Source organism: Pseudoalteromonas sp. US3C1013 (assembly GCF_048401115.1).
In the GTDB taxonomy this organism is placed as follows: domain Bacteria; phylum Pseudomonadota; class Gammaproteobacteria; order Enterobacterales; family Alteromonadaceae; genus Pseudoalteromonas; species Pseudoalteromonas undina.
In genome coordinates, this window is record NZ_CP183075.1 from 528,434 (window position 1) to 552,003 (window position 23,570).

Here is a 23,570-nt window from a genome sequence, read left to right on the forward strand (position 1 = left end):
ACAATGACCTTTGACAATATAAGCGCTATATTTAGCGCTTTTGACCCGCAACTTAATGTTCTCAGTAGTGAGCGTTTGTATAGTGGTTTAAGTAACGATAATTTCCTTGTCCATACAGCGCAGCAAGCTTACCTATTAAAGAGTTATCGGGAACACTGGCCATCTATAGGCTTAGCAGCGCAAGCAAGCTTTGCAGAGTATAAAGTTTGTCCTGCACCAATGTGGCTCAATGAAGAAAAAAAGTTAGCCATTTTTGAATATATTGACGGTGATATAGCGCAAGACAACTACACATCTGAACTAATAAAAAAATTGGTCAGTTTACACCAACATAATATCGTAACAGAGCCAATGGATATTAAGTTCGAGCTTGATTACTACTCTGACACCGAACTTTATCAGCAATATCAGCAGGGGGTTGAATCAGCTTTAGTCTATATTTATAGCCAACCTAGAGATAACGGTTTTTGCCATAATGATTTAGTTAAAGAAAATATTATTCTCAACACAGAGGGCATGTACTTAATTGACTTTGAATACGCTAAAACTAACGATGTTTACTTTGATTTAGCCGCATTAGCAGTTAGTTTTGAGTTAACACAAATACAAAAAGCGCAGTTACTGAAAACCTATCATTCATATTTACCTCAGCAGTGTAATTTTAGTCCCTCGATAGAAAAGTTAAAGTGTTATCAAGTAGTATTCTTAGTGCTTTGTATTTGTTGGTATTCTGCGCGTGATGTCAGTGATAAGGTTAAAAAATTGTGTGAGCAGCTGGATTATCTAATTCAATAAATAGCCCAGCTTATCCCCAAGTAGTTATAAGTTTAGCTACAAACCACCAAACCGAGCTGCTAGCTCTTTATATTTAGCTACTTCATCGGCGTCATACTGTGGTTCGCCATTAGCATCTTCACTTTTGGCAATAAGTAAGCTTTCTCGTGTTAAGCGTTTAACTCGCTCGACTTTAACTCCTAAAAACTCAGCAACTTGTTCTGTTGACATTAACTTCATAATTACTTCCTCGTGTTTAATCTTTCCGTCCAGTGACAATAATAGATAATATGTGTCTAAAGCGTTACTGTTTTTTTATAGAATATAAATAAATAGCGCTTTTTTTACCTTTTGTTAAGTGATTAGCTTAAATTATAGACATGTAAACGAATCATGCTGGTATTTATACAAAGATGTCTTTATTATTGCGCATGCTAAAGCATTGATATCGCGAGTTGATGTGGAGGCAACAAATGTGCTCTCGTGGTGAAATGGATATCACGTGGCCCTCCGGAGGCTGAGTTGTAGGTTCGATCCCTACCGAGAGCGCCATTTGCGTTTTACTTTTTACTCCCTTCAAAACGATCGTAGCTATTTAAATTAACTCACTATTTTTTTCTCAGTTAAATAATAATATTTGTAGCAATCTAATCTACACCGTTAGGCGTATACTCAGTGCTGCGGTTATAGTTTAATATCAATATTCGTAGGATTTTAGTGTTAATGATTTATTATTACCCTAAACTCAAAAACTAGACTTTTATAGCTAAATAATGCTATTAAAAGAAAATATTCCTTAATTATAGAAATCCTCACATTTATGTTAGTTACCTTACCTATATCAGAGCTTATTCCCGGCATGTACGTAAATAGCGTGACCAAGCAGCAGGAGAGTGTGGATGGTATAAAAATTAAAACCAGTGGTTTGGTACGTGATAAATCTATAATTCAGCGTTTAATTACCGAAGGAGTACTAGAGCTTCTTATTGATTTTACAAAAAGTGATGTGGCTGTACCGGCTAAATATAAAGTACAAGAAAAACCACAAGCCGCTGCTACAAATCAAGACAAGCCCGCTAGTAAAAAGCGAGTTGTCAGCTTGCAACAAGAGTTTGCCAAAGCCAGTGTTAGTTATGATGCCCACAACAGAAAACTACAAAGTATTTTTGGTGATTTAACTTCAGGTTTGTCACTGAATACTGATGCACTTAATGAGATAAGTAATGAAATAGTCAGCTCAGTATTTCGTAATGAACATGCAATGACCATTTTAACTCGCATTAAAGATAAGCATAGCTATAACTGGCGTCATATGATCAACTGCACCATTTTTACAGCGGTATTCGCTAAGTATTTAGGGTATAAACGCGATGTTGTTCAGGAGCTTGCTATGGGGGCATTAATGCATGACCTAGGGCAGGCCAAATTACCTCAAGGAATATTCTCTAAACCTGGCAAAGTTACGGGTAACGAGATGACGGCAATAAAAAAGCATGTTGCACAAAGCCTAGGGTTATTAAAAGGTGGGAAAGGTATCACCTCTTTAATGTTAGATATGATTGTAAATCATCATGAGCGCCTTGATGGTTCTGGTTATCCTCGAGGAGTAGATGACAGCAAGATAAGTCGTCCTGCTCGGATTTTAGCGATTGTTGACGTATACGATGCGCTCACCGCAGATAGACCCCATCAAGAAGGGGATGAGCCTATTAATGCACTGCGTTATTTGTTGGCAAATAAACAGCTATTTGATGCAGAGTTAGTACAGCTGTTTATTAAGTGCTTAGGTGTTCACCCGGTGGGTACTATTGTTAAGTTAACCAATGAGCGTTTGGCCTTGGTGCTAGAAGGTAATCATTCAAACCCAATTAAACCTAAAGTTAAGCTTTTTTATAACGCAAAACATAACCATCATGTTACCGCAAAAGATATTGATTTGAGCTCAAATAATAATGAAATAAAAATACAAGCAAGTGTAAAACCCGCTGATTATAAAATTAACTTACCTCGACTTTTAAAAGAGCATTTACTGCTTTAGTATTTTTGCATCGTCTTTTTCTGTTTGTTTTAGCAGAAATATACCCACCTAAAAAGCAATTACCCATTAACGTCATCCACAGTAATGTGCCTAATTCTACATGCAGCGCTAAGCAGCAAAAAACCAAAGAAATAATTGCCATGCTAATGGCTGCTAACCAATAGAGATTAACTGGGTTGTCACATTTACCTGCCTGCGTACACGCGCAATAATTTGCTTTATAAAAGAAATAAACACTTAAGCCACAAAAAGTAAGCGCTGTAACAATAAGTAAAATGATCACTGTTTTCTCCCTTGGTGATTTTATTGGCAGTGTAAATTGCAACGCAAGTTAAGTCAATGCAAATGAGAATTAATATCATTAGAGTATATACTCTAATACCATACTTCTGCTCCGATGAGTTTTAAATAGTTGTTAAATTGTCGTTAAAAAACGTGTTTTTTGGCCTTTTTTAACGTTTTAGTAGGGTTTTTTATAAAAAATTAAGGTAGTGTACGCGGGTTTGAAACTCTAATAACAACACACATAGCTATCCAAACAGTAAGTTTGGCTAAGGACACAACAATGAAATTTACTAAAACTCTTATTGCTGCATCGCTGGCATTTGTTTCAGCTGATACCTTTGCAGCGGCTTTTCAACTTGCTGAGCAAAATGTATCTGGTTTAGGTCGTGCATACGCAGGTGAAGCGTCTGTAGCAGATGATGCCTCTGTGGTTGCTCGTAACCCAGCGTTAATGACGTTGTTTAAAGAGAAGCAACTTAGCGTTGCAGCTATGGCTGTCATTCCTGATGTTAGCCTAAAAGGCACAGGTAATGCCTACGGTTTAGATAACAGCGTACTAGATGATGACAGCATCGCACCTAGCGCGATTATTCCTGCTGGTTATTTCACTATGCCAGTAAACGATAAAGTATCGGTTGGTTTTGGTGCATTTTCTAACTTTGGCCTTGCCACTGAGTTTAACGATGATTACGCAGCTGGCCAAATTGCTGGTGAAACTGAAATTGTTACTGTAAACATGAACGCAAGTGTTGCTTATAAAGTATCTGAGCAGTTCAGTTTTGGTATTGGTTTAAATGCAATTTATGCAGAAGCGAAGATTATTCGTAAGTTTGGCGTAGTACCTCCTGTAAACCCTGCTATTGCATCTATTCCTGCAAGTGCTGATGCTGTTCACCTTGAAGGTGATGACATGGGTTACGGCTTAAACGTTGGTTTAATGTACCAATTAGATGAAAATAGCCGCTTTGGTTTTAATTACCGTACAGAAACAGATATTACTTTTGAAGGTGAGTACTCGAATGAACTACCTTCATTTATTCCTGGTGGGTTAAACGGTCAAGTTGAATTACCTGGCTCAGTTGAAATTACACTACCAGCAATTGCTGAGTTCTCAGGTTCTCACCAGTTAGATGAAAAGCTAGGCGTTCACTACAGCGTATTATGGACAGGTTGGAGCAGCTTTGACTCATTAGAAGCACAAGTTACTGCACCTACAGGTGGCAAGTTCAGTGCGTTTGAAAAAACAGAAGATTTCTCTGATGCAATGCGTTACTCAATCGGTACTGATTACCAGTACAGTGAAAATTTAATGCTTCGTGCTGGTTTTGCGTTTGATGAATCACCAGTATCACAACAGCATTTATCAATTTCTATCCCTGATACAGACCGTTTTTGGTTCTCGTTTGGTGGTAACTATGCGATTGATCAAAACTCAAACATTGATTTAGGTGTGAGCGTATTACGTGGTAAAACACAAAACTTTACTGAAAAAGTAGAAAGTGAAACGCTACCACAGCAATGGTCTTTTGAATCAAAAGGTCATGCAGTATTATTAGGTGCTCAGTACAACTACACATTCTAATTCTGCCTAGAGCCTAGAGCCTAGAGCCTAGAGCCTAGAGCCTAGAGCCTAGAGCCTAGACACAAAAAAGCCGCTTACAGCAAATGCAGTAAGCGGCTTTTTTTATACTTATAAATTAACTGGTTACGAATGGCATAAGCCATTCGTACTGGTTTAATTATAAGCTTTCTATTTTAACTTTTTGCTCTAGTAGCTTAGTTTTTGCATCGGTAAATTCAGCTAGCTTAGCATTTTCTTTAGCAAGTACCGCTTCAGGTGCATTGTTAACAAACTTTTCGTTAGCCAGTTTGTTTTGCACTTGCGCTAGGCCTTTCTCAGCTTTTTCAAGTTGCTTGTTAATACGTGCAAGCTCAGCTTCGACATCAATTAACCCCGCCATTGGGATCATAATCTCAAGGTTGCCAACATAAGAGGTTGCACACGCTGGGGCATCGTCTTTGTTTTCAAGCAGAGTAAATGCTTCAAGCTTAGCGAGTGACGCTAAAAACGATTCATTTTCGTTAATACGGCGCACATCGTCGCTCGATGCATTCGCTAGTAATACCGATAGCGGCTTGCTTGGGCTAATATCCATTTCACCACGAATATTACGAATTGCTAAAATGAATTGCTTAACCCACTCTAAGTCATCCATCGCTTGTGAATCAACATTGGCTTGGTTATAAACAGGGAACCCTTGTACCATAATGCTAGTGCCTGTTGTTTCAAGCCCTGCAAGTGGCGCTACACGTTGCCAAATTGTTTCTGTAATGTAAGGCATCATTGGGTGCATTAAACGCAGTAAGCTTTCAAGTACGGTAATAAGTGTATGACGTGTACCACGTTGCTGAGTTTCATTGCCTTTAAATAGTACCGGCTTAGTTAGTTCTAAGTACCAATCACAGAACTGATTCCAGGTGAATTCATATAATGTGTTCGCCGCTAAATCAAAACGGTAGTTATCAAGGTGCTCGGTGTAGGTTTTAACCGTGGCTTCATATTGACCTAAAATCCAGCGATCAGCTAACGAGTACTGCTTTTCGCTATCGTTAAAGCCACAGTCTTGCTCTTCTGTGTTCATTAATACGTAACGGCTTGCGTTCCATAATTTGTTACAGAAGTTACGGTAGCCTTCAAGGCGGTTCATATCCCAGTTAATATCACGACCAGTTGAAGCCATCGCTGCTAAGGTAAAGCGCAGTGCGTCGGTACCGTGTGCTTCAATACCGTTTGCAAATACTTTGCGGGTATCTTTTTCAATTTTAGCGGCAAGTTTTGGCTGCATCATATTACCAGTACGTTTTTGTACTAAGTCTTCAAGGCCAATGCCGTCAATCATATCAAGTGGGTCAAGTACGTTACCTTTTGACTTAGACATTTTATCGCCGTTATCGTCACGTATTAAACCAGTTACATAAACTGTTTTGAATGGCACTTGTGGTTTGCCATTTTCATCTTTTATAAAATGCAGCGTCATCATGATCATACGCGCAACCCAGAAGAAAATAATATCAAAACCGGTTACCAACACGTCAGACGGGTGGAAGGTTTTTAAGTCATCAGTATTCTCTGGCCAACCTTGAGTTGAGAATGTCCACAGTGCAGATGAAAACCACGTATCAAGAACGTCTTCGTCTTGGCTAAGTGCTACGCTATCTGCAATGTTGTTATCGCGGCGAACTTCCGCTTCATCACGGCCAACGTATACGTTACCTTCGCTATCGTACCAAGCTGGAATACGGTGACCCCACCAAAGCTGACGTGAAATACACCAATCTTGTACGTCATTCATCCACGAAAAGTACATGTTTTCATATTGCTTAGGTACAAACTGAATGTCACCATTTTTAACAGCCTCTTTTGCAGGCTCTGCAAGAGGTGCAACACGCACATACCATTGGTCAGTAAGTAGTGGTTCAATAACAACACCAGAGCGGTCACCGTAAGGAACGGTTAAGCCATGGTCTTCAATTTTTTCAAGTAAGCCGAGCTCTTCAAATTCAGCAACAATGGCTTTTCGTGCGTCAAAACGGTCAAGGCCATGCAGGCGCTCAGGAATAGGCGCGTCAAATTCAAGTTCTTTACCATCAAAGGTGTATGTTTCACCTTTTGTTAAAATAGCCGCGTCTTTATCGAAGATATTAATCATCGGCATTTGATGACGTTTACCTACTTCGTTATCGTTAAAGTCGTGCGCTGGCGTGATTTTTACACAGCCTGTACCTTTGTCTTTATCGGCATGTTCATCGGCAACAATTTTAATACGACGATTAACAATCGGTAGTAAAATCTCTTTACCGATTAGGTCTTGATAGCGTTCGTCATCTGGGTTTACTGCAACACCTGAGTCACCCAGCATGGTTTCTGGGCGCGTAGTGGCTACAACAATGTAGTCTTTACCGTCTTGCGTTTTTACGCCATCAGCTAGTGGGTAACGTAAGTTCCACATATGGCCTTGTTTGTTTTTGTTTTCTACTTCAAGATCAGAAATCGCAGTGTGTAATTTTGGATCCCAGTTTACTAGGCGTTTACCACGGTAAATTAGGTTTTCTTTATGAAGGCGTACAAATACTTCTTTAACAGCTTCTGATAGGCCATCGTCCATGGTAAAACGTTCACGGTCCCAATCAACAGAAGCACCTAAGCGGCGAAGTTGTTTAGTGATTGTGCCACCAGACTCGTTTTTCCATTCCCAAATTTTATCGATGAATGCATCACGGCCTAAATCGTGGCGTGTCTTACCTTCTTCTGCCGCAAGCTTACGCTCTACTAGCATTTGTGTGGCGATACCTGCGTGGTCAGTACCTACTTGCCACAACGTATTGTTACCTTGCATACGTTTAAAGCGCGTTAAGGTATCCATGATAGTATCTTGGAAAGCGTGGCCCATGTGTAAGCTACCCGTGACATTTGGCGGCGGGATCATAATTGAATATGGGGTGCCTTGGCCAGATGGCTTAAAGTAGCCTTTTTGTTCCCAGTCTTGATAGAGAGACTGTTCAATATCTTGCGGATTGTAGGTTTTATCCATTACACAGAACCTTAAATAAGTACTTAAATGAGTTAGTTAGCTTTGTACGCAGTGAGCGTTAGCGATTAATATCTTGCGTGGTGATATTGGCACCGAGTTGGCGTAGTTTTTTAAAGCGCTCACGAGCGGCTTGTTTGGCTACGGGCTCTACGGGTACAAAATCAAAAACTTGGTTAAACCGACGAATAAAATCCGGTAAGTGATTGGCCAAGTTAATTAATACTTTACGATTACCAACGGGTGGTGTTGTGCCTATTTCTACAGGTGCGCCGCCTTTTGGGCCTTCGCCTTGTAAATTGTGAGGTACAAAACTGTCGGCATCAAATGTCCAAATAGTTTCGTCAATGCTGTTGGCGGTTTCTTCGCTATCTACAAAAATAAATACGCGTTGACCAAGCCGATACTGTTGCCCAGCTATTTGAGCTGCTAAAGCAAAGTGATCATCGGCTTTAGCTAATGACTCATCTTGTTGCTTTAAAATGAAAAACTGGGCATTCATGTTCATTGTATCGGGATTTCCCATGACATTGATTGTGCTGTTATTAAATACACACAAATTAAGAAGGGGATTTTGCCATATAACGGGGTTTGCTTCAATTAATACCCAATAAATAAGGCGCTTTAAAAGCGCCTTATTTTATACTCTACATTGAGCTGTGAAGCCCTGTGTTGGTTTGTTAGTCGTGAGTTGCTTCGCTAATACCAGCTCGGTTTAATAAATACTGAGTCAGCATAGGAACAGGACGACCTGTTGCGCCTTTTTTAGCGCCGCTGCGCCATGCAGTACCGGCAATATCTAAATGAGCCCAGTTATACTTTTTAGTAAATTTAGATAAGAAACAGGCCGCGGTAATAGTACCTGCAGCGCGCCCACCTAAATTAGTAAAGTCGGCAAACGGGCTTTCAAGTTGATCTTGATAATCATCCCATAATGGCAGTTGCCATGCACGATCGCCACTTTGCTCAGACGCTTTTAATAAATCATGCGCCAGTGGATTATGATTAGCTAATAAACCCGTAGCATGGGCACCTAAAGCAACAATACATGCACCGGTTAAGGTTGCAACATCAATCACGGTTTCTGGTTCAAAACGTTCAACATAGGTCAGCGCATCACATAATACTAAACGGCCTTCGGCATCGGTGTTAAGTACTTCTACCGTTTGCCCAGACATAGTTGTTAGTATGTCTCCTGGGCGATAGGCGTTTGAGCTTGGCATGTTTTCACAGCCGGCTAAAACACCAATTACGTTTATAGGTAGCTGCATTTGTGCAAGTGAGCGCATAGCGCCAATAACACCAGCTGCGCCCCCCATGTCGTATTTCATTTCATCCATGCCTTCGCCTGGTTTTAATGAAATACCGCCTGAGTCAAAGGTTAAGCCTTTACCAACGAGAACGATAGGCGCTTGGTCATCGCTTGCGCCTTTGTAGTTAATTACCGACATAACCGATTCGTTATCACTACCACGACCAACTGCTAGGTATGAGTTCATACCTAGTTCTGCCATTTTATCTTCGCCAATCAGCTCAACAGTGATGTTGTCAAAATTAGTCTCAAGTTCTTTGGCTTGCTCGCCGAGATACGCTGGATTACAAATATTAGGCGGCATATTGGCAACGTCTTTGCACAATTTGCTACCAGCAGCAATCGCTAGGCCATGCTCAATGGCACTTTCACCTATAGTCAGTTCGCGGCGCGTAGGAACGTTAAATACCATTTTACGCAGTGGACGACGTGGGTCTACTTTCTTACTTTTTAGCTGATTGAAGGTGTATAAACAGTCTTGGGTTGTTTCTACCGCTTGACGCACTTTCCAATAGGTATCACGGCCTTTAACGTGTTGCTCAGTTAAAAAGCACACGGCCTCCATTGAACCCGTTTCGTTTAGCGTGTTGATAGTTTTAGAAATAATTTGCTTATATTGTTTATCGTCAAGTTCGCGTTCTTTACCGCAGCCAACAAGTAAAATACGTTCGCTTAAAATATTGGGCACATGATGCAATAGTAGTACTTGTCCTGGCTTACCTTCTAAGTCGCCACGGCGTAATAAATTAGAGATATAACCATCGCTAATTTTATCAAGTTGTTCACCAATGGGGGATAACCTGCGTGGTTCATACACACCCACAACAATACACGCACTGCGTTGTTTTTCTGGGCTACCACTTTTTACGTTGAATTCCATTGTCACTCCTGATTTTGAGTCATCTATAGAAGCTAAATTGGGACTAAAAATGTGTTTTCTAGTCTTTTTACCTAAATTTTTAGGTCTAGCGCTAATATTAGTAGATTTTACTCGACTCTTACTGTGTATTTGAACTTTATATGCTTAAGGGTAACTAATGCAACATTATATCGTGATGTTAGGTAGGATAATTAATATTGATGGCTTATAATATGTGCTTAATACTCATTTAAAATGAGTGAATTAACTAGTTCACTCATCGTTTTTTATTATTATATTGAAATTCCATGTTTAACAGGGGCGAATGTTGCTAATTTTCCGTTATTTGACCACTGAGGTTTTAAAATCGCAGGTCGCCGTATTTTTAACTTTAATGACCATATTTTTGTCGCAAAAGTTTGTTGTTATTCTTGGTGATGCCTCAGAGGGGAGCATCCCAGCAAAACTCGTGTTCGCAATGATTGCGCTTAAGTTGCCACAGCTAGCATCATTAATTTTACCCCTGAGTTTATTTTTAGGAATTATTTTAGCTTATAGCCGTATTTACGCTGACAGTGAAATGACAGTACTTAAAGCTTGTGGCGTGAGTGAGTGGTATGTGGTGCGCATTACGCTTATTTCTAGTGTCATCTTAGCGTTACTCGCCGCGGTACTTACCTTGTATGTTGCACCTTGGGCTAGCGAGCAAGAATATCAATTAAAAGAGCAAGCAAAGGCGGATGCTGGATTATCGGCGCTTAGAGCTGGGCGTTTTCAACAAACCGGTAACGAAAAAGCCGTGGTATTTATTCATAATATTGAAAATGGCGGCAAAGAGCTCAACAAAGTTTTTGTGGCACAACTACCCGATAGTGAAAAAAGTGACCTAGCGCGTTTAGTTTATGCAGAGCAGGGCGTTGTTATTGAAGCGCAAAATGGTGAGCAGCAGTTAGTGCTCACTGATGGTAAGCGCTATGAAACTGACGGCGAAGCGCCTTCACTTAACTTGACTGAGTTTGATGGTTACAGCGTACAAATTCGCGAGCAAGAAATAGAACATCAACGTCGTAAGTTAGAAGCCGTGCCAACTCGTGAGTTAATGTCTATTAACACTCCAGAAGCAATTGCACAGTGGCAATGGCGTTTAGCTATTCCGTTATCTATCCCATTATTAACTTTACTAGCAGTACCCCTGAGCGTTGTTAATCCACGCCAAGGTAAATTTGCTAAATTAGTGCCCGCTTTGAGCTTATATTTAGGGTATTTCATTTTACTCAACGCGGCTAAGTTTGCGGTAGAAGATGGGAAAATTCCGCCCTCTATTGGCCTATGGTGGATTCATCTAAGTGCATTATTTATAGGTAGTTTATTAATTATTAAAGGCCGCCCATTAGGTGTTTGGCTGAAGGCTGTCGTGACTAAACGGGAGCAACACATATGATGAAAACGCTTGATTGGTATTTAGGTCGTAGCATTATGCAAACGACTGGATTTGCACTAATGGTGTTGGTGGGGATCAGTACTTTAATAAAATTTATAGAGCAACTTAAATCGGTTGGCCGAGGTAGTTACGATATTATGACCGCCTTGCTATATACCATTTATAGTATGCCCGGCGATTTAGTGGTGTTTTTCCCAATGGCAGCACTTATTGGTGGCTTAACTGGGTTAGGCGCTTTAGCTTCTAATAGTGAGTTGGTAGTAATGCAAGCCGCGGGTATGTCGCGTTTACAAATCATTGGCTCGGTAATGAAAACCGCAATTTTTATGGCGCTGTGCGTAATGGCGCTAGGTGAGTGGGGGGCGCCCGCTGCTCAGCTGCACGCCAAAGAAATGCGTAACCAAGCTATTCATGGCGGGGATGTATTTAATGCACAAAAAGGCGTGTGGGCTAAAGATGGCAGTAACTTTATTAATATTGAAGATGTTGACCAAAATGGCATGCTGCGCGGCGTAAATATGTACCACTTTGATAAGTCGTTGCAACTTACACAAATTACTAAAGCAAAAGAAGCAGTAGGGCGTGATAATGGCTGGCTACTGCGCGATGTGAACAAAGTATTGATCAGTGAAGAGCTAATTACCACGGAGCAAGTTACTGAAGAGTTTTACTCATCTCAGCTGACCGGTGAAAAACTTGGCGTGGTTTCAGTAAAACCAGAGTCACTATCATTTTCAGGATTGTGGTCATATTTAGCTTATTTACAGCAAAATGAGCAAGATACAAGTACCTATGATTTAGCACTATGGCGTAAATTAATGCAGCCAGTGTCTATTGCTGTGATGTTGTTGGTTGCCTTATCGTTTATATTTGGTCCGCTGCGAACCGTAACTATGGGGGCACGAATTATCATGGGAGTGGTAACGGGGATAGTGTTTCACTTAACTAATGAGATATTTGGCCCTGTGGTAATGGTATATCAAATCCCAGCCATTGTAGGCGCCGTTCTACCGAGCATTTTATTTACTGGGTTTGCAGCTTATTTGATGAATAAGCGGGTGTAGCTAGACTTAAAGCTTAAATAAAAAACGCGGCCTTTTTTAAAAGTGCCGCGTTTTTTATGCTTTAGCTTATACCAATTCACTAGATTAAGTATTAATCTAGTTCGCGATACACGCGTTTATTTTCTTCTTTGGTGAGCGTAACCACTTCGGTTTTTGATAAGTAATCTTGTAGTGCTTTTTTATTTTTAAAGTCGACTAATACCACTAAATTTCCTAAACCAAGGAATGCGCTGATACTGCGGATAATAGCTTGTGGCCAGCTAATTAAACTTCCTTGGTTGGTTTGTACTTTTAAGCGCCATGCTCGCATACCAATTGTTTGCCCACTTTTCGTCCAAAAATAACCAAAAAATACCAAGCCAACAAGCACCAGCAGCGAGCTACGAATACCAGAAAGTAATAGTGAATCTTGAATACGTGCAGATACATCTTCAGCGCCATTGAGGGCAATAACATCAAGGGAAATAAGTCCTTGGATAGCAAATAAATACAATACCACCGTTAGCATCGCAAAAGCGATAATAGCTAATGTGTCGTACACCAATGACGCAAAACGACGCCAAAACCCTGTTCGTGGAAACTCAGCCGACATAAATATACTCTCACTGTTAATGTGCGCGATAGTTTAGCAAATAAGCCGCTAAATACTACCTATTACGCTACGTGCTTAACCAGCTATTGGTTCAAATGTTAATGGTTGCCTAAATGTTAAGCGGTCGATCACGCTTAAGACATAAAACGCTTGCCGCTTTGCTCATTGTTTGTATAATGCTAGGCAATGAGATGGAAGAGGGTACATAATCTTTCACTCTTAAGTGGTTTTTCTTTATCTTCTCGTGTTTAGAAGGTTAAAGAAAAATGATGCCAGCGTGATGAAATTGGTATACATGGGGGATTCAAAATCCCCTGCCGCAAGGCGTGCCGGTTCAAGTCCGGCCGCTGGTACCACTTTTTATAGCCCCTGCTAGATTTAGCAGGGGTTTTTTTATGCCTAAGATTTGAGTTGCCGGACTCGAGCGGCACGTGAGGTGCCGCTGTTATAAGTAAAAGTCCGGCAACTTAGTACCATTTTTTTATAGCCCCGACCAAATTGGTTGGGGTTTTTTATGCCTTAAATTTGAGTTGCCGGACTTAAGCGGCACGTGAGGTGCCGCTGTTATAAGTAAAAGTCCGGCCACTGGGTGAGAGTGAACCGAAACGCAGTTTCGCAGTGACTCGAAGTGAGTTCATGGATGAACGATGGATGCAGCTTCAAGGATGAATTATATACTCAGCTATATAGATTATAGCCCCGACCAAATTGGTTGGGGTTTTTTTATGCCTAAGATTTGAGTTGCCGGATTTTAATTACAAAAAATGTGTCCAACATTGCTACTTTTATAAGCAGTAGGTTTTGATCTAAACTTGGCCTGTAAACGTTTTGGTTTACCTAACCTTAAGCTCTGCTTGAGATAGGTTTCTTATCCAGAACTAAGGTTAGATAGTAAACACAGGCCTGACTTTAATCGTATTTTTCATTGATACGGGTGTGCTAAGTTATGCAATGTGTTTTGACTCGGGTATTATATACCTCAACCTCTTGTTGCGAATAAAACATCATGACTCAACTAACCGCAAAACAGAATATTCAAGCCATTGTAAAAGCGATTAAGGCTGAAGAAGCATTACTGCGTAAAAAACACCCGCTATTAATGCATCAAAATACCTTAGGAATGGCTATTTTATTACTTTCTTTGAGTGCATTAATCGGAATTGGCACGCTGTATTATTTTGCTATTATTCCCGCTTGGCTATGCATTATTTTAGCGGCCATTGCTACCTCAATTTCCCATGAGCTTGAGCATGACTTAATCCACAAACAGTACTTTAGCAACCAACCATTTTTGCATAATTTTATGATGTTAACCGTGTGGCTGATGCGTCCTAATACCATAAGCCCATGGTACCGTCGCAAGATGCATTTACATCATCACAAAACGTCGGGTACTGAGCAAGATTTAGAAGAGCGTTTGGTAGGTAATGGTATTAAAAATCCGTTTTTACGTGCCTTGGTAATTGTTGATGGATTACTCGGTTTATTAATTAATGCAAAACGTTTTAGTAAAGAAATTAATGGGTTTAGCTTCTTTAAAGTGTTTAATGCAGGTTTTCCCATTACTACTGCGTATTTCGCCATTTTATATAGCGTAATTGTGTTTCACTTAGTTAATTTGTTCACTCCACTGGCTGCTAATTCACCTGTATTGCTGCTTGATGCAATGAATGTGTTTGAATTTCTAATGGTGGTGCTGATTGTGCCTAATATTGTACGTTCGAGCTCCCTTAATTTTGTTACTTCAAGTATGCATTATTACGGCGGTGTTAATAATATGCTTGAACAAACTCACGTCATCACCAGCCGTTTGTTTATGCCATTTAATTTATTTTGCTTTAACTTTGGGCATACTCATACTATTCATCATTTTGTGCCGAATCAGCCGTTTTATTTACGACAAATGATCAGTAAAAAAATCCTTGAAGTGATGCGCCAACACGGCGTGCGTTTTAATGATTTTGCCAGTATTAAGCAAGCAAACTTGTATCAGTGATACTCAGTGTAAAATGGCATCATAATGCAGTCGGACTCGCAGCAGCAATTAACTCAGCAAGATGCGTTAGCGCAATGTGTACAAGCTATAAAGGGGACCAGTTTTGCGCAAAAGCTGGTTAATTACATTGCCCTTATTGTTGAGTTTGATTGTGCGGTTGTATTGGCTTGCAGAGTAAATAAGCATCCCATTTATTTATTCGATTCTATCGAGAAACAGCGTGAACTTTTATTTCAGCGCTACCTTACTAACTCGTTTGTAAACGACCCTTTTTATACTGAACTGATTAGTAAAGCTGAGGAAGGAGTATTTCGGCTCGCTGATATAGCTCGTTATCAAGATGAACTGACCTTTAAGGCATATCAACAGCAGTTTTATACTCACACTGACTGGACTGATGAGCTAAGTATTTGTACTAATATAGGTAACGGTCGCTCGATTGTTATTTACCTTGGTTTATTATCCAATAACCAGCGCTTTAGTGCGTTGCAAAAGCAGCAATTAATAGCACATTTTAATTTAATAAAAGCACTGTGTAGCCAACATTGGGGTAGCCAAAAATTACTATTAAATCAATTTAATAGTTCAGTTACTGGGCAGCTTATAGAAAATGCCCTCACATCATTTGCTAACCAACAACTCACTCAACGAGAGCATCAAGTGGCTTGTTTAATTGTGCAAGGTTGCGACTCCGCAGATATTGCTGTTCAGCTTGGGATTGCCCTAGGTACAGTTAAAAACCATCGCAAACGTATATATTCGCAGTTAAACGTTGCTTCACTGAGTGAATTTTTTCGATTGTTTTTAAATCATTTAATGCACACAAAATAAAACGCGATTATGTCCCTTTAGGGATATAGTGCCCATCGCTGAGTTTAATTAGTATTTTTCTTATAGATAATTTTGAGAAATACGATGACAGCACATTTACTTAATGACATTACGCAGCGTGGTTTAGTCTCTCAAGTGAGTAATATTGAGCAATTAACCCAGAAGCTTGAAACCCCACAGGTGGTTTACTGTGGCTTCGATCCTACCGCAGGTAGCTTACATATAGGTCACTTAGTACCATTAATAATGCTAAAGCGTTTTATGGATGCAGGGCATCAAGGTGTGGCATTAATTGGGGGGGCTACAGGATTGATTGGTGACCCGAGTTTTAAAGCCACTGAGCGTAGCCTAAATACCAAACAAACGGTGTCGCAATGGGTGGATGCGCTTGCAAACCAAGTTGAGAGTGTACTTGGTCCGCATTTAAACCAGCCACTGCAAATAAAAAATAACGCTGACTGGTTTAGCAGTATTGATGTATTAGACTTTTTTCGTGATGTAGGTAAACACTTTTCAATTAACACCATGATCAACCGCGAGTCAGTAAAACAACGTTTGCAACGTCCAGACCAAGGCTTGTCGTTTACTGAATTTAGTTACTCCTTATTGCAGTCGTATGACTTTGCTAAGCTCAATAGTGAGCTAAATTGTACTTTGCAGATAGGCGGTAACGATCAGTGGGGTAATATCGTCAGTGGAATTGATTTAACCCGCCGTTTAAACCAGCAAACAGTGTTTGGTTTAACGTTGCCACTTATTACCAAGTCAGACGGTACAAAATTTGGAAAAACCGAGGGCGGTGCTATTTGGCTCAACCCCAAAAAAACCTCACCGTATCGTTTTTATCAGTTTTGGTTAAATTGTGAAGATGCTGATGTGTATAACTTTTTGCGTTTTTATACTTTTTTATCAGTTAAAGAAATTGAGGCCATAGAAGCAAACGATAAGATAAGCGACCAAAAGCCTCAAGCACAGCGCATTTTAGCTGAGCAATTAACCCGTTTTGTTCATGCTGAAGAAGGCTTGGCAAGTGCGCAGCGTATCACTGAGTTGTTATTTAATGGACAAGTACAAACCTTAAATTTAAATGATTTAGCACAATTAGAACAAGACGGCTTACCAGTAATAACCCTTACTGAAATTAATATAACCACCTCCGCGCTATTGGTTCTCAGTGGTTTAGCAAACTCTAAGCGTGCCGCAAGAGAACTGATAGCTGCAAACGCAGTAAAAATTAATGGTGAAACAATTTCGGCTGATCATAGTCAGTTAAATTTGGCATTGCATCAACGTTTTTGGTTAATACAGCGAGGTAAAAAACAATTTAGGTTAATTAAACTCAATTGAATTTCCCTCTAATGGTGATTTTTTATGTGGTTTTAGGGGGTATTCTTAATCCAAACTACTTAAGTTTTTTAAAAGTCTTCATTGTTTTTTCTCATTACAATAACGGTAATTAATAATTTAATTGCCGTTATTAATGTGTTTTGTAGGCATTTGTAAATCACTGTGAAATGCTAAGTTAAAAGTAACTTTTTTAAGTGGCTGATAATAAAGTAACTTTGCTATCTGTTTTTAATAGCGCTGTGCGCACGAGTTGTTTCTTTGTATTAATCTCTTTACTCACTCAAGCACGTTAATCGAATTGAAATATTTCTGTAATATTTAGGTGTTCTAATGCGCTCTGAAACAAAAACGTCATCAAAATGCCATAATCGGTAAGACAAAAACTGAGATTTAAACATGAGTGAATCAAAGCGCAATACGCTATTAATAAAAACGCTTAACTGGGCTGCTATCGCCTTTTTAGTTTATTTAGTCCTGGTAGCCGTTGGCACTGTCAGTGGTGGTTTTAAATTAGCGTCGGGCGGTACCGAGGGAGCGAAAGAAATTTTTGCATTCGCAACCAACCCGTTTATTGCATTATTATTAGGTGCTTTGGCAACGGCTTTAGTGCAATCGTCATCAACTGTTACCTCAGTAATAGTGGGCCTTGTTGCTGGCGGTTTACCGTTAAGTATTGCTATTCCAATGGTGATGGGTGCAAATATTGGTACTACTATTACTAACACCTTAGTGTCTATTGGTCATATTCGCTCTAAAGAAGAGTTTCAACGTGCGTTTGCAGCATCAACGGTTCATGATTTCTTTAATTTATTTGCCGTTATTATATTTTTACCGCTTGAGATAATGTTTGGTTTGCTGCAAAAAATGTCAGCTGCTTTGTCGCATCTATTTATTGGTGATGCTGACTTATCATTAAAGAGCTACAACTTTATTAAACCACTTGTTAAACCTGCTGTGGGTGGAATAAAAGATGCATTTAGCTTCCTAGACACAAAAATGCTAGGTGCAGCGATGGTTATAGCAGGTATTTGTTTGATTTTATTTGCCGTAACTACATTAGGTAAACTACTTAAAAAAGCATTGGTTGGCACTGCAAAAGATATACTGCATGGTGCAATTGGGCGCGGGCCTATCGCAGGTATAACATCAGGTGCGGCGGTAACAGTTATGGTTCAGTCGTCATCAACTACTACGAGTTTAATGATCCCACTTGCGGGAAGTGGTGTGTTTACTACACGTCAAATCTATCCATTTACGCTAGGCGCTAATATTGGTACAACCATTACCGCTTTATTAGCCGCCACATCAATTACAGGGCCTATGGCTGAAGTGGCGCTAACGATTGCTTTAGTACACGTTATGTTTAATGTATTTGCGGTTGCACTAATTTACGGAGTTCCTGTACTACGTGAAATTCCGCTTAAGTTAGCCGAAAAGCTAGCCGAAATTGGTACAAAGAATAAATCAGCTGCATTAGGCTATGTGTTAGGGTCGTTCTTTGTGGTGCCAGGTCTAATTGTACTGGCCGTTAGATAAGCAAATAAATGAATAAAAAGAATGCGCTATATAGCTTATATAGCGCATTTTTTGTTTTACCATTGGTAACTTACAGACAGCATGGCATTACGCGGTTTTCCTGGGAAGTAACGATCGCCAGTAAAACTAGTGTAATCTGCGCGCTGTGCGTAAGCCGTGTTGGTTAGGTTAATTATTCGCGCACTCAGTAATAGCTGTGGGCTTATTTGCCATTGGCCGCGCAAGCTTAAAATATCGTGACCTTGATATTCATGTAAGTTTTCAGGGTCGGTAAAGTAGCGACTCACATAGTGCCATTGTAGCGCAAGACTAATACTCTCGTTGGCTTGCCAGTTAAAATCGATATTAGCAACCTTTCGAGGTGCGGTATCAATATCGTTACCTTTAATATTAATACTGCCAATGATTTGCTCATTCGAGTACGTATGCTTGGCATAAGTGCCTGCGAAGTTAACCGATAAGTGCTGATTAAAGCTATGCGCTAACTCAAGCTCAATGCCGCGATGTCGAGTTTGGCCGTCATTAACAGTAAAAAAGTCACTGTCACGGTAGATGGTATTGTGCTTGCTCATCGCATAAGCCGACAAACCGTATCGAGTATTGTTGTACACCCCTTTAATACCTAACTCAGCATTATTTGCTATTTCTGCGTCTAAGTCGGCAGTACTTTGCTCGCGTTGTAATTGATAAAGCTCAGCTGCTTGTGGGGCTCTATAGCCTCTTGAAAAGTTAGCGTATAGTGTATTGTTAATATTAAGCTGATAGCTCACCCCGAGTTTTGGCGAAAGATTACTAAAGCTGTTTTTAGTGCTCTCTGGGCGACTATAACGACAGCCACCAAAACCACATTTACTGCCATCTTCTTTTGTACGCCCTGTAAGCATATTGTTTTGATAGTCATATTGCATATGCTCATAACGTAGACCTGCGGTTATAAGCCAATTATTTAGCTGCCATTCAATAGCGGCAAATGGGGCATATAAGGTGGCATCGACTTGGTAATCGTAATGTTTACCTTGCGGCACTGTGGCTACTAAAAACGCAGAACCTTGAGTGGGGTTATCTTGGGTTTGTAAAAAATCGGCTTGGGTAAACTCACCATCAAAACCAAGCTTTAAGTTGGTATTGTCGTTCACATAATGCTGATAAAGCGATTGTAGACCAAACCCAGTTTGGCTATTTTTTTCAAGTGGTGTGCCGGGTAAAAAGTGTTTAAAAAAGTCCATGCTTTGGTCACGAATATAAGGAGTCACAACTAGAGTGTTCTCTCCTAATTGCCAGCTTGCTTTACTCCAAGCTCTAAGCGAGCGAGCTTTTCTAAAGGCGTCGGGATCAAAGTTTTGCTGCGCTATATCTTCATCTTTATAGCTTTGAAAACCGCTAATATAACCAGCAGTTTGTTGATCTAAATTGGTATACGTAAGCCCAGAAACTAAGCTTAAGTTGTTATTATTATAGCGATGGCGCACATTTATTTTTTGTTGCTTTACGCTTTCATCATCTCGATAACCGCTATCATCAGTAAAACTAGCATTAATACCTAGGCCTGAATTATCCATGGCATGGCCTGCACGTAATTTATAGCGAGCATAACCATAAGAGCCATAATCAAAGCCTAGTAAACCACCACCTTGCGTAGTATCAGGGGTAATAACGTTAATTACACCATGCACTGCATTAGAACCATAAAGTGCAGAACCTGGGCCTTTTAATACTTCAATACGCTCTGCCATTTCGCTATGTGCTTCGAATAGTTCATTGATATTACAAAAACCAGCTGCACGAAGAGCTATGCCATCTTCTGCGGTTAAAACACCACCACAAGCGCCCGTTCCAGAAAGTACTTGTGAGCGCAGAGCCGGTAAATACTCTTGGCCATTCCCACGTTGGACATTGGCACCTGCAACGCGTTGTAGCGCTTCCTCTACATGGGTAGGAGCTATAAGCTCAAGCTGTGATTCACTTAATACACTGATCACCAGTGGTAATGGCGTGGAAAGCGCTTCACTACGCGATGCTGTGGTGGTGATACGTTCAATTGATTGCGCGGTATCTTCAGCACACGCACTATTAATTAAACCTAACTGACTGCATAACAATAACGGGGGTAAATAGTAATATTTCATAAATTCCAGCACATCGGCAATTTGATAAGTTTAGGGTAGGGGATTTTGTGAATTGGTTAAAGCACACTCAACCTATAAACCCGATAAGTAATCGATAAAACAATACAAAAAATGCCCGGAAAAACTAAAGTGAGCACTGAGTAATGTTTAAATAGTAATACACCTACCACTCCGCCGGCTAAAAACCCGGCAATAATTAATACAAAGACCAAGCATTTTCTATTGTCAAAAGCTTCTCCTTTTAGGGCTTTACCAAACATCAAACCCAGATCGGTAAAAATACCGGTTAAGTGAGTGGTTCGCACAACTGCGCCGCTGTAGTTAGTGGCTAAAGCATTTTGTAAGCCGCAGGCCGCAGAAGCAAGTGTAAGTGCGTAAGGGTAAGAATATTGAAGTAGCTGTGCGCTTAACAGCAGTAAAATACCCTCAATAAATAAGAGCGTATCGTAATGGCGGCCTAGCTTAAGTGAACCGCCTGAAAGCATTAAGCCCGTTAATGCCGAGCCAAATATAAAACTCAGTACAATCGCAATTAAAAATAACGCTGCCTTGATGTTGGTAGTAAGTTCAATAGCTAATGAAGTCACCGACCCTGAAACGTGAGAAATTGCTTGCTGTTCAAACCCTAATAAACCTACTGCGTTTACCATACCGGCAATAAAAGCGAGGGTAAACGCACCATATTCGACCCACTTAGGTAGTTTTGTAAACATCCTTTTAGCTCCGGTTTCAGTGTGTAGATTAATCATACACTTAATTAAAGTTAATAAATGAAAAGAGGTTATATTTTTAACATCACAAGCAAGTGATGATCGCTAAATTTAACTCTTGCGTATCAACCAAATTTGGAATTAATATGTTTAACCAAGAACAGCAATCACGCATTATAGAAATGGCATGGGAAGACAGAACGCCATTTGAAGCCATTGAAAATCTGTATGGGCTAAATTACTCTCAATTAGTTAATTTTATGCGGGAGCATATCTCTAGCGGGTCATTTAAAGTATGGCGTAAGCGCCATGCTGGGCGTAAAACTAAACACCTAAAGTTACGCGACCCCGCGATTATGCGCAGTCATTGTAAAACACAGTACAAGCAACGTTAATTTTTCTCATTTCATGTAATGTTCAGGCTTAGCCGTTAATACTCTTCAGTAATGATCACACTGGAGAATCGCTATGAAATCACTAATCAGTATTTTAGTAATGGTTTTTGCGCTAACGGCAACAAACGCATTTGCTGTACCACACAAAGACAAACATGCAGGCAAGCATGCGAATAAACACGCAAACAAGCATCACTGGAAAAAGCAAAAATATAACCAATACAATAATAAAAAATGGCTTTCTAAGAAACAAGCCAAGCAGTTAATTCGTCAAGGGTGGACTCCACCAGGGTGGCACAGATCTTATCATCAAGGTGATATCCTTGGGCATGACATTTATAAGCGTGCTAGAGTAATAGACCGAGAAAGAGACACAGTGCGAGTTGAAGTTGATCGCACTATTATTCACTTAGTGCACGACACTCGTGAAATACTCTCTATTTTACAGCGCTATTAGGATTTATAAATGCTCACTGTATTGGTCATAGTTACTGGCTTGTTGTTATTAATAACGTTATTACCCCTGTCATACAGTCAGCATTACTTGATACGTAGTTGCGACTTTGTGCGCTTGCAGGTGTGCTACCTAGCAAGCGCTGTAATTATCGTTGCACTAATAGGTATGTGGCAAATCGACTTTATTGCATACTCATTAATAGCGGCTGTTGCTTTAATTATTTGTGCGCTTCAAGCTAAGTGGATTTATCCCTACACTTGGTTTGCTAAAAAAGAAGTATTAACAGCGCCAAAAAGTAGTGAGCATAGCATCAGAATTTTATCCGCTAATGTACTGATGTCGAATCGACATAGTGAGCAGTTAATTAACTTAGTCGATAAATATCAGCCCGATTTACTTATCACCTTAGAAAGCGATAGTTGGTGGCAAGATAAATTGTCCGTGCTTAAAAAAAACTACCCTTATCAAATACAGTGCCCAAAAGATAACCGCTACGGCATGCATGTATTTAGTAAATTTAACATACTCGATGCACAAATTTGTGCACTTATAGAAGATGACATTCCTTCTATTCATATTTTATTTGAAAACCACCAAGGGTTAAAAATGCAGGGGCATTTTATTCATCCCGCGCCACCAAGCCCAACCGAAGAAGATTCATCACGCCCGCGCGATAGCGAATTAATAATGGTGGCTAAAGCTCTTAAAGATTCAACTCGGCCTACGATAGTCGCTGGCGATTTAAATGATGTTGCTTGGTCACGCAGTACTCGTTTATTTATGCAAATTAGTGGCTTTTTAGACCCTCGTAAAGGCCGTGGTTTTTTTAATACTTTTCACGCTAATTACTTTTTTATGCGTTGGCCGCTTGATCATTTGTTTCATTCAAAAGGCTTTAGTGTAAAACGGATAAAGCGCCTTGCTAAATATGGCTCCGATCATTTTGCCTTACTAACCGAACTGGTATTTGAAGATGCTAATCAGCAATCCCTAGAAACAAAGCCAAGTGAGCAAAAGCAGCAAGATATACAAGAGCTGGCAATGAGCAAAGCAGATAAACGCAAAGTACCTATGTTTGAAAAGGGCTAGGTATAGTACAGATATTAGGTTAAAGGTTTTAGGCGAAAGAGAAAGTTAATACATTACGATAGTGCTTTTAAGTTTGCGAAGTTTTCGTAGCAAGTTATTTAGTTTAGCGTTAATTAACAAAGAGATTCA

The 23,570-nt window shown here is 40.0% G+C and carries 20 protein-coding genes and 2 tRNA genes; 14 read left to right on the plus strand and 8 right to left on the minus strand.

All coding sequences use genetic code 11. The annotated features are described in order from the left end of the window. Positions 1–3: 3 nt before the first annotated feature. Positions 4–795: a phosphotransferase gene (locus ACNSN2_RS02465; protein WP_418608499.1), complete on the plus strand. Its 792-nt coding sequence runs from the start codon at positions 4–6 to the stop codon at positions 793–795. 36 nt (positions 796–831) lie between these two features. Here the strand turns inward: ACNSN2_RS02465 and ACNSN2_RS02470 are convergent, their stop codons facing one another. After that, positions 832–1,014: a hypothetical protein gene (locus ACNSN2_RS02470; protein WP_010390860.1), complete on the minus strand. Its 183-nt coding sequence runs from the start codon at positions 1,012–1,014 to the stop codon at positions 832–834. A gap of 237 nt (positions 1,015–1,251) precedes the next feature. On the opposite strand from ACNSN2_RS02470, the gene ACNSN2_RS02475 reads away from it, so the two are divergent. Together ACNSN2_RS02475 and ACNSN2_RS02480 are read left to right on the plus strand one after the other, a co-directional pair. Then, positions 1,252–1,326, plus strand: a tRNA-Arg gene (locus ACNSN2_RS02475). 268 nt (positions 1,327–1,594) lie between these two features. Next, positions 1,595–2,812 carry an HD-GYP domain-containing protein gene (locus ACNSN2_RS02480; RefSeq protein WP_054202243.1) on the plus strand — a complete coding sequence of 406 codons (1,218 nt, stop codon included), beginning with the start codon at positions 1,595–1,597 and terminating at the stop codon, positions 2,810–2,812. Here ACNSN2_RS02480 and ACNSN2_RS02485 read toward each other — a convergent pair. Beyond that, positions 2,772–3,095 carry a hypothetical protein gene (locus ACNSN2_RS02485; protein ID WP_075170401.1) on the minus strand — a complete coding sequence of 108 codons (324 nt, stop codon included), beginning with the start codon at positions 3,093–3,095 and terminating at the stop codon, positions 2,772–2,774. The genes ACNSN2_RS02480 and ACNSN2_RS02485 overlap by 41 nt on opposite strands. Before the next feature lie 282 nt (positions 3,096–3,377). On the opposite strand from ACNSN2_RS02485, the gene ACNSN2_RS02490 reads away from it, so the two are divergent. Beyond that, the gene (locus ACNSN2_RS02490; protein ID WP_055012852.1) at positions 3,378–4,679 is read left to right on the plus strand and encodes an outer membrane protein transport protein; all 1,302 of its coding nucleotides are present in this window, start codon (positions 3,378–3,380) and stop codon (positions 4,677–4,679) included. Between the two features lie 157 nt (positions 4,680–4,836). Here ACNSN2_RS02490 and ACNSN2_RS02495 read toward each other — a convergent pair whose 3' ends face one another. The 3 genes from ACNSN2_RS02495 to pepA all read right to left on the minus strand — a co-directional run bounded on the left by ACNSN2_RS02495 (position 4,837) and on the right by pepA (position 9,878). Next, positions 4,837–7,689 carry a valine--tRNA ligase gene (locus ACNSN2_RS02495; RefSeq protein ID WP_418608500.1) on the minus strand — a complete coding sequence of 951 codons (2,853 nt, stop codon included), beginning with the start codon at positions 7,687–7,689 and terminating at the stop codon, positions 4,837–4,839. Between the two features lie 58 nt (positions 7,690–7,747). Next, positions 7,748–8,194, minus strand: coding sequence for a DNA polymerase III subunit chi (locus ACNSN2_RS02500; RefSeq protein WP_013464165.1), 447 nt, complete (start codon positions 8,192–8,194; stop codon positions 7,748–7,750). A 172-nt stretch (positions 8,195–8,366) separates the two neighbouring features. Further along, positions 8,367–9,878: a leucyl aminopeptidase gene (gene pepA, locus ACNSN2_RS02505; RefSeq protein ID WP_418608501.1), complete on the minus strand. Its 1,512-nt coding sequence runs from the start codon at positions 9,876–9,878 to the stop codon at positions 8,367–8,369. A gap of 307 nt (positions 9,879–10,185) precedes the next feature. On the opposite strand from pepA, the gene lptF reads away from it, so the two are divergent. Together lptF and lptG are read left to right on the plus strand one after the other, a co-directional pair. Continuing rightward, complete coding sequence (gene lptF / locus ACNSN2_RS02510; protein WP_418609034.1) at positions 10,186–11,298, plus strand: LPS export ABC transporter permease LptF; 1,113 nt, start codon at positions 10,186–10,188, stop codon at positions 11,296–11,298. After that, positions 11,295–12,362 (plus strand): LPS export ABC transporter permease LptG, encoded by a 1,068-nt coding sequence (gene lptG, locus ACNSN2_RS02515; RefSeq protein ID WP_008466816.1) that lies wholly within the window; start codon positions 11,295–11,297, stop codon positions 12,360–12,362. The genes lptF and lptG overlap by 4 nt, the downstream gene beginning before the upstream one ends. Before the next feature lie 91 nt (positions 12,363–12,453). Here lptG and ACNSN2_RS02520 read toward each other — a convergent pair whose 3' ends face one another. Next, positions 12,454–12,954 carry an RDD family protein gene (locus tag ACNSN2_RS02520; protein WP_418608502.1) on the minus strand — a complete coding sequence of 167 codons (501 nt, stop codon included), beginning with the start codon at positions 12,952–12,954 and terminating at the stop codon, positions 12,454–12,456. A gap of 271 nt (positions 12,955–13,225) precedes the next feature. Here ACNSN2_RS02520 and ACNSN2_RS02525 point away from each other — a divergent pair. The 5 genes from ACNSN2_RS02525 to ACNSN2_RS02545 all read left to right on the plus strand — a co-directional run bounded on the left by ACNSN2_RS02525 (position 13,226) and on the right by ACNSN2_RS02545 (position 18,664). Next, positions 13,226–13,310 (plus strand) — tRNA-Leu (locus ACNSN2_RS02525). Positions 13,311–13,960: 650 nt separating this feature from the next. Continuing rightward, positions 13,961–14,950, plus strand: coding sequence for a fatty acid desaturase (locus ACNSN2_RS02530; protein ID WP_055012847.1), 990 nt, complete (start codon positions 13,961–13,963; stop codon positions 14,948–14,950). 24 nt (positions 14,951–14,974) lie between these two features. Then, complete coding sequence (locus ACNSN2_RS02535) at positions 14,975–15,781, plus strand: helix-turn-helix domain-containing protein (protein WP_138622597.1); 807 nt, start codon at positions 14,975–14,977, stop codon at positions 15,779–15,781. 84 nt (positions 15,782–15,865) lie between these two features. Further along, positions 15,866–17,128 carry a tyrosine--tRNA ligase gene (gene tyrS, locus ACNSN2_RS02540; RefSeq protein ID WP_418608503.1) on the plus strand — a complete coding sequence of 421 codons (1,263 nt, stop codon included), beginning with the start codon at positions 15,866–15,868 and terminating at the stop codon, positions 17,126–17,128. A gap of 396 nt (positions 17,129–17,524) precedes the next feature. After that, positions 17,525–18,664, plus strand: coding sequence for a Na/Pi symporter (locus ACNSN2_RS02545; RefSeq protein ID WP_418608504.1), 1,140 nt, complete (start codon positions 17,525–17,527; stop codon positions 18,662–18,664). Between the two features lie 56 nt (positions 18,665–18,720). Here the strand turns inward: ACNSN2_RS02545 and ACNSN2_RS02550 are convergent, their stop codons facing one another. Then, a complete protein-coding gene (locus ACNSN2_RS02550) occupies positions 18,721–20,790 on the minus strand; it encodes a TonB-dependent receptor (protein ID WP_418608505.1) in 2,070 nt (689 codons plus the stop codon). Positions 20,791–20,846: 56 nt separating this feature from the next. Beyond that, positions 20,847–21,503, minus strand: coding sequence for a YoaK family protein (locus ACNSN2_RS02555; RefSeq protein ID WP_010390879.1), 657 nt, complete (start codon positions 21,501–21,503; stop codon positions 20,847–20,849). 143 nt (positions 21,504–21,646) lie between these two features. On the opposite strand from ACNSN2_RS02555, the gene ACNSN2_RS02560 reads away from it, so the two are divergent. The 3 genes from ACNSN2_RS02560 (at position 21,647) to ACNSN2_RS02570 (ending at position 23,441) form a co-directional block, all read left to right on the plus strand. After that, on the plus strand, positions 21,647–21,895 hold the full coding sequence (locus ACNSN2_RS02560) for a TIGR03643 family protein (protein WP_041708743.1): 249 nt from the start codon (positions 21,647–21,649) through the stop codon (positions 21,893–21,895). A 73-nt stretch (positions 21,896–21,968) separates the two neighbouring features. Then, positions 21,969–22,352 (plus strand): hypothetical protein, encoded by a 384-nt coding sequence (locus ACNSN2_RS02565; RefSeq protein WP_075170389.1) that lies wholly within the window; start codon positions 21,969–21,971, stop codon positions 22,350–22,352. A gap of 9 nt (positions 22,353–22,361) precedes the next feature. Next, on the plus strand, positions 22,362–23,441 hold the full coding sequence (locus tag ACNSN2_RS02570) for an endonuclease/exonuclease/phosphatase family protein (RefSeq protein WP_418608506.1): 1,080 nt from the start codon (positions 22,362–22,364) through the stop codon (positions 23,439–23,441). Positions 23,442–23,570 lie beyond the last annotated feature (129 nt).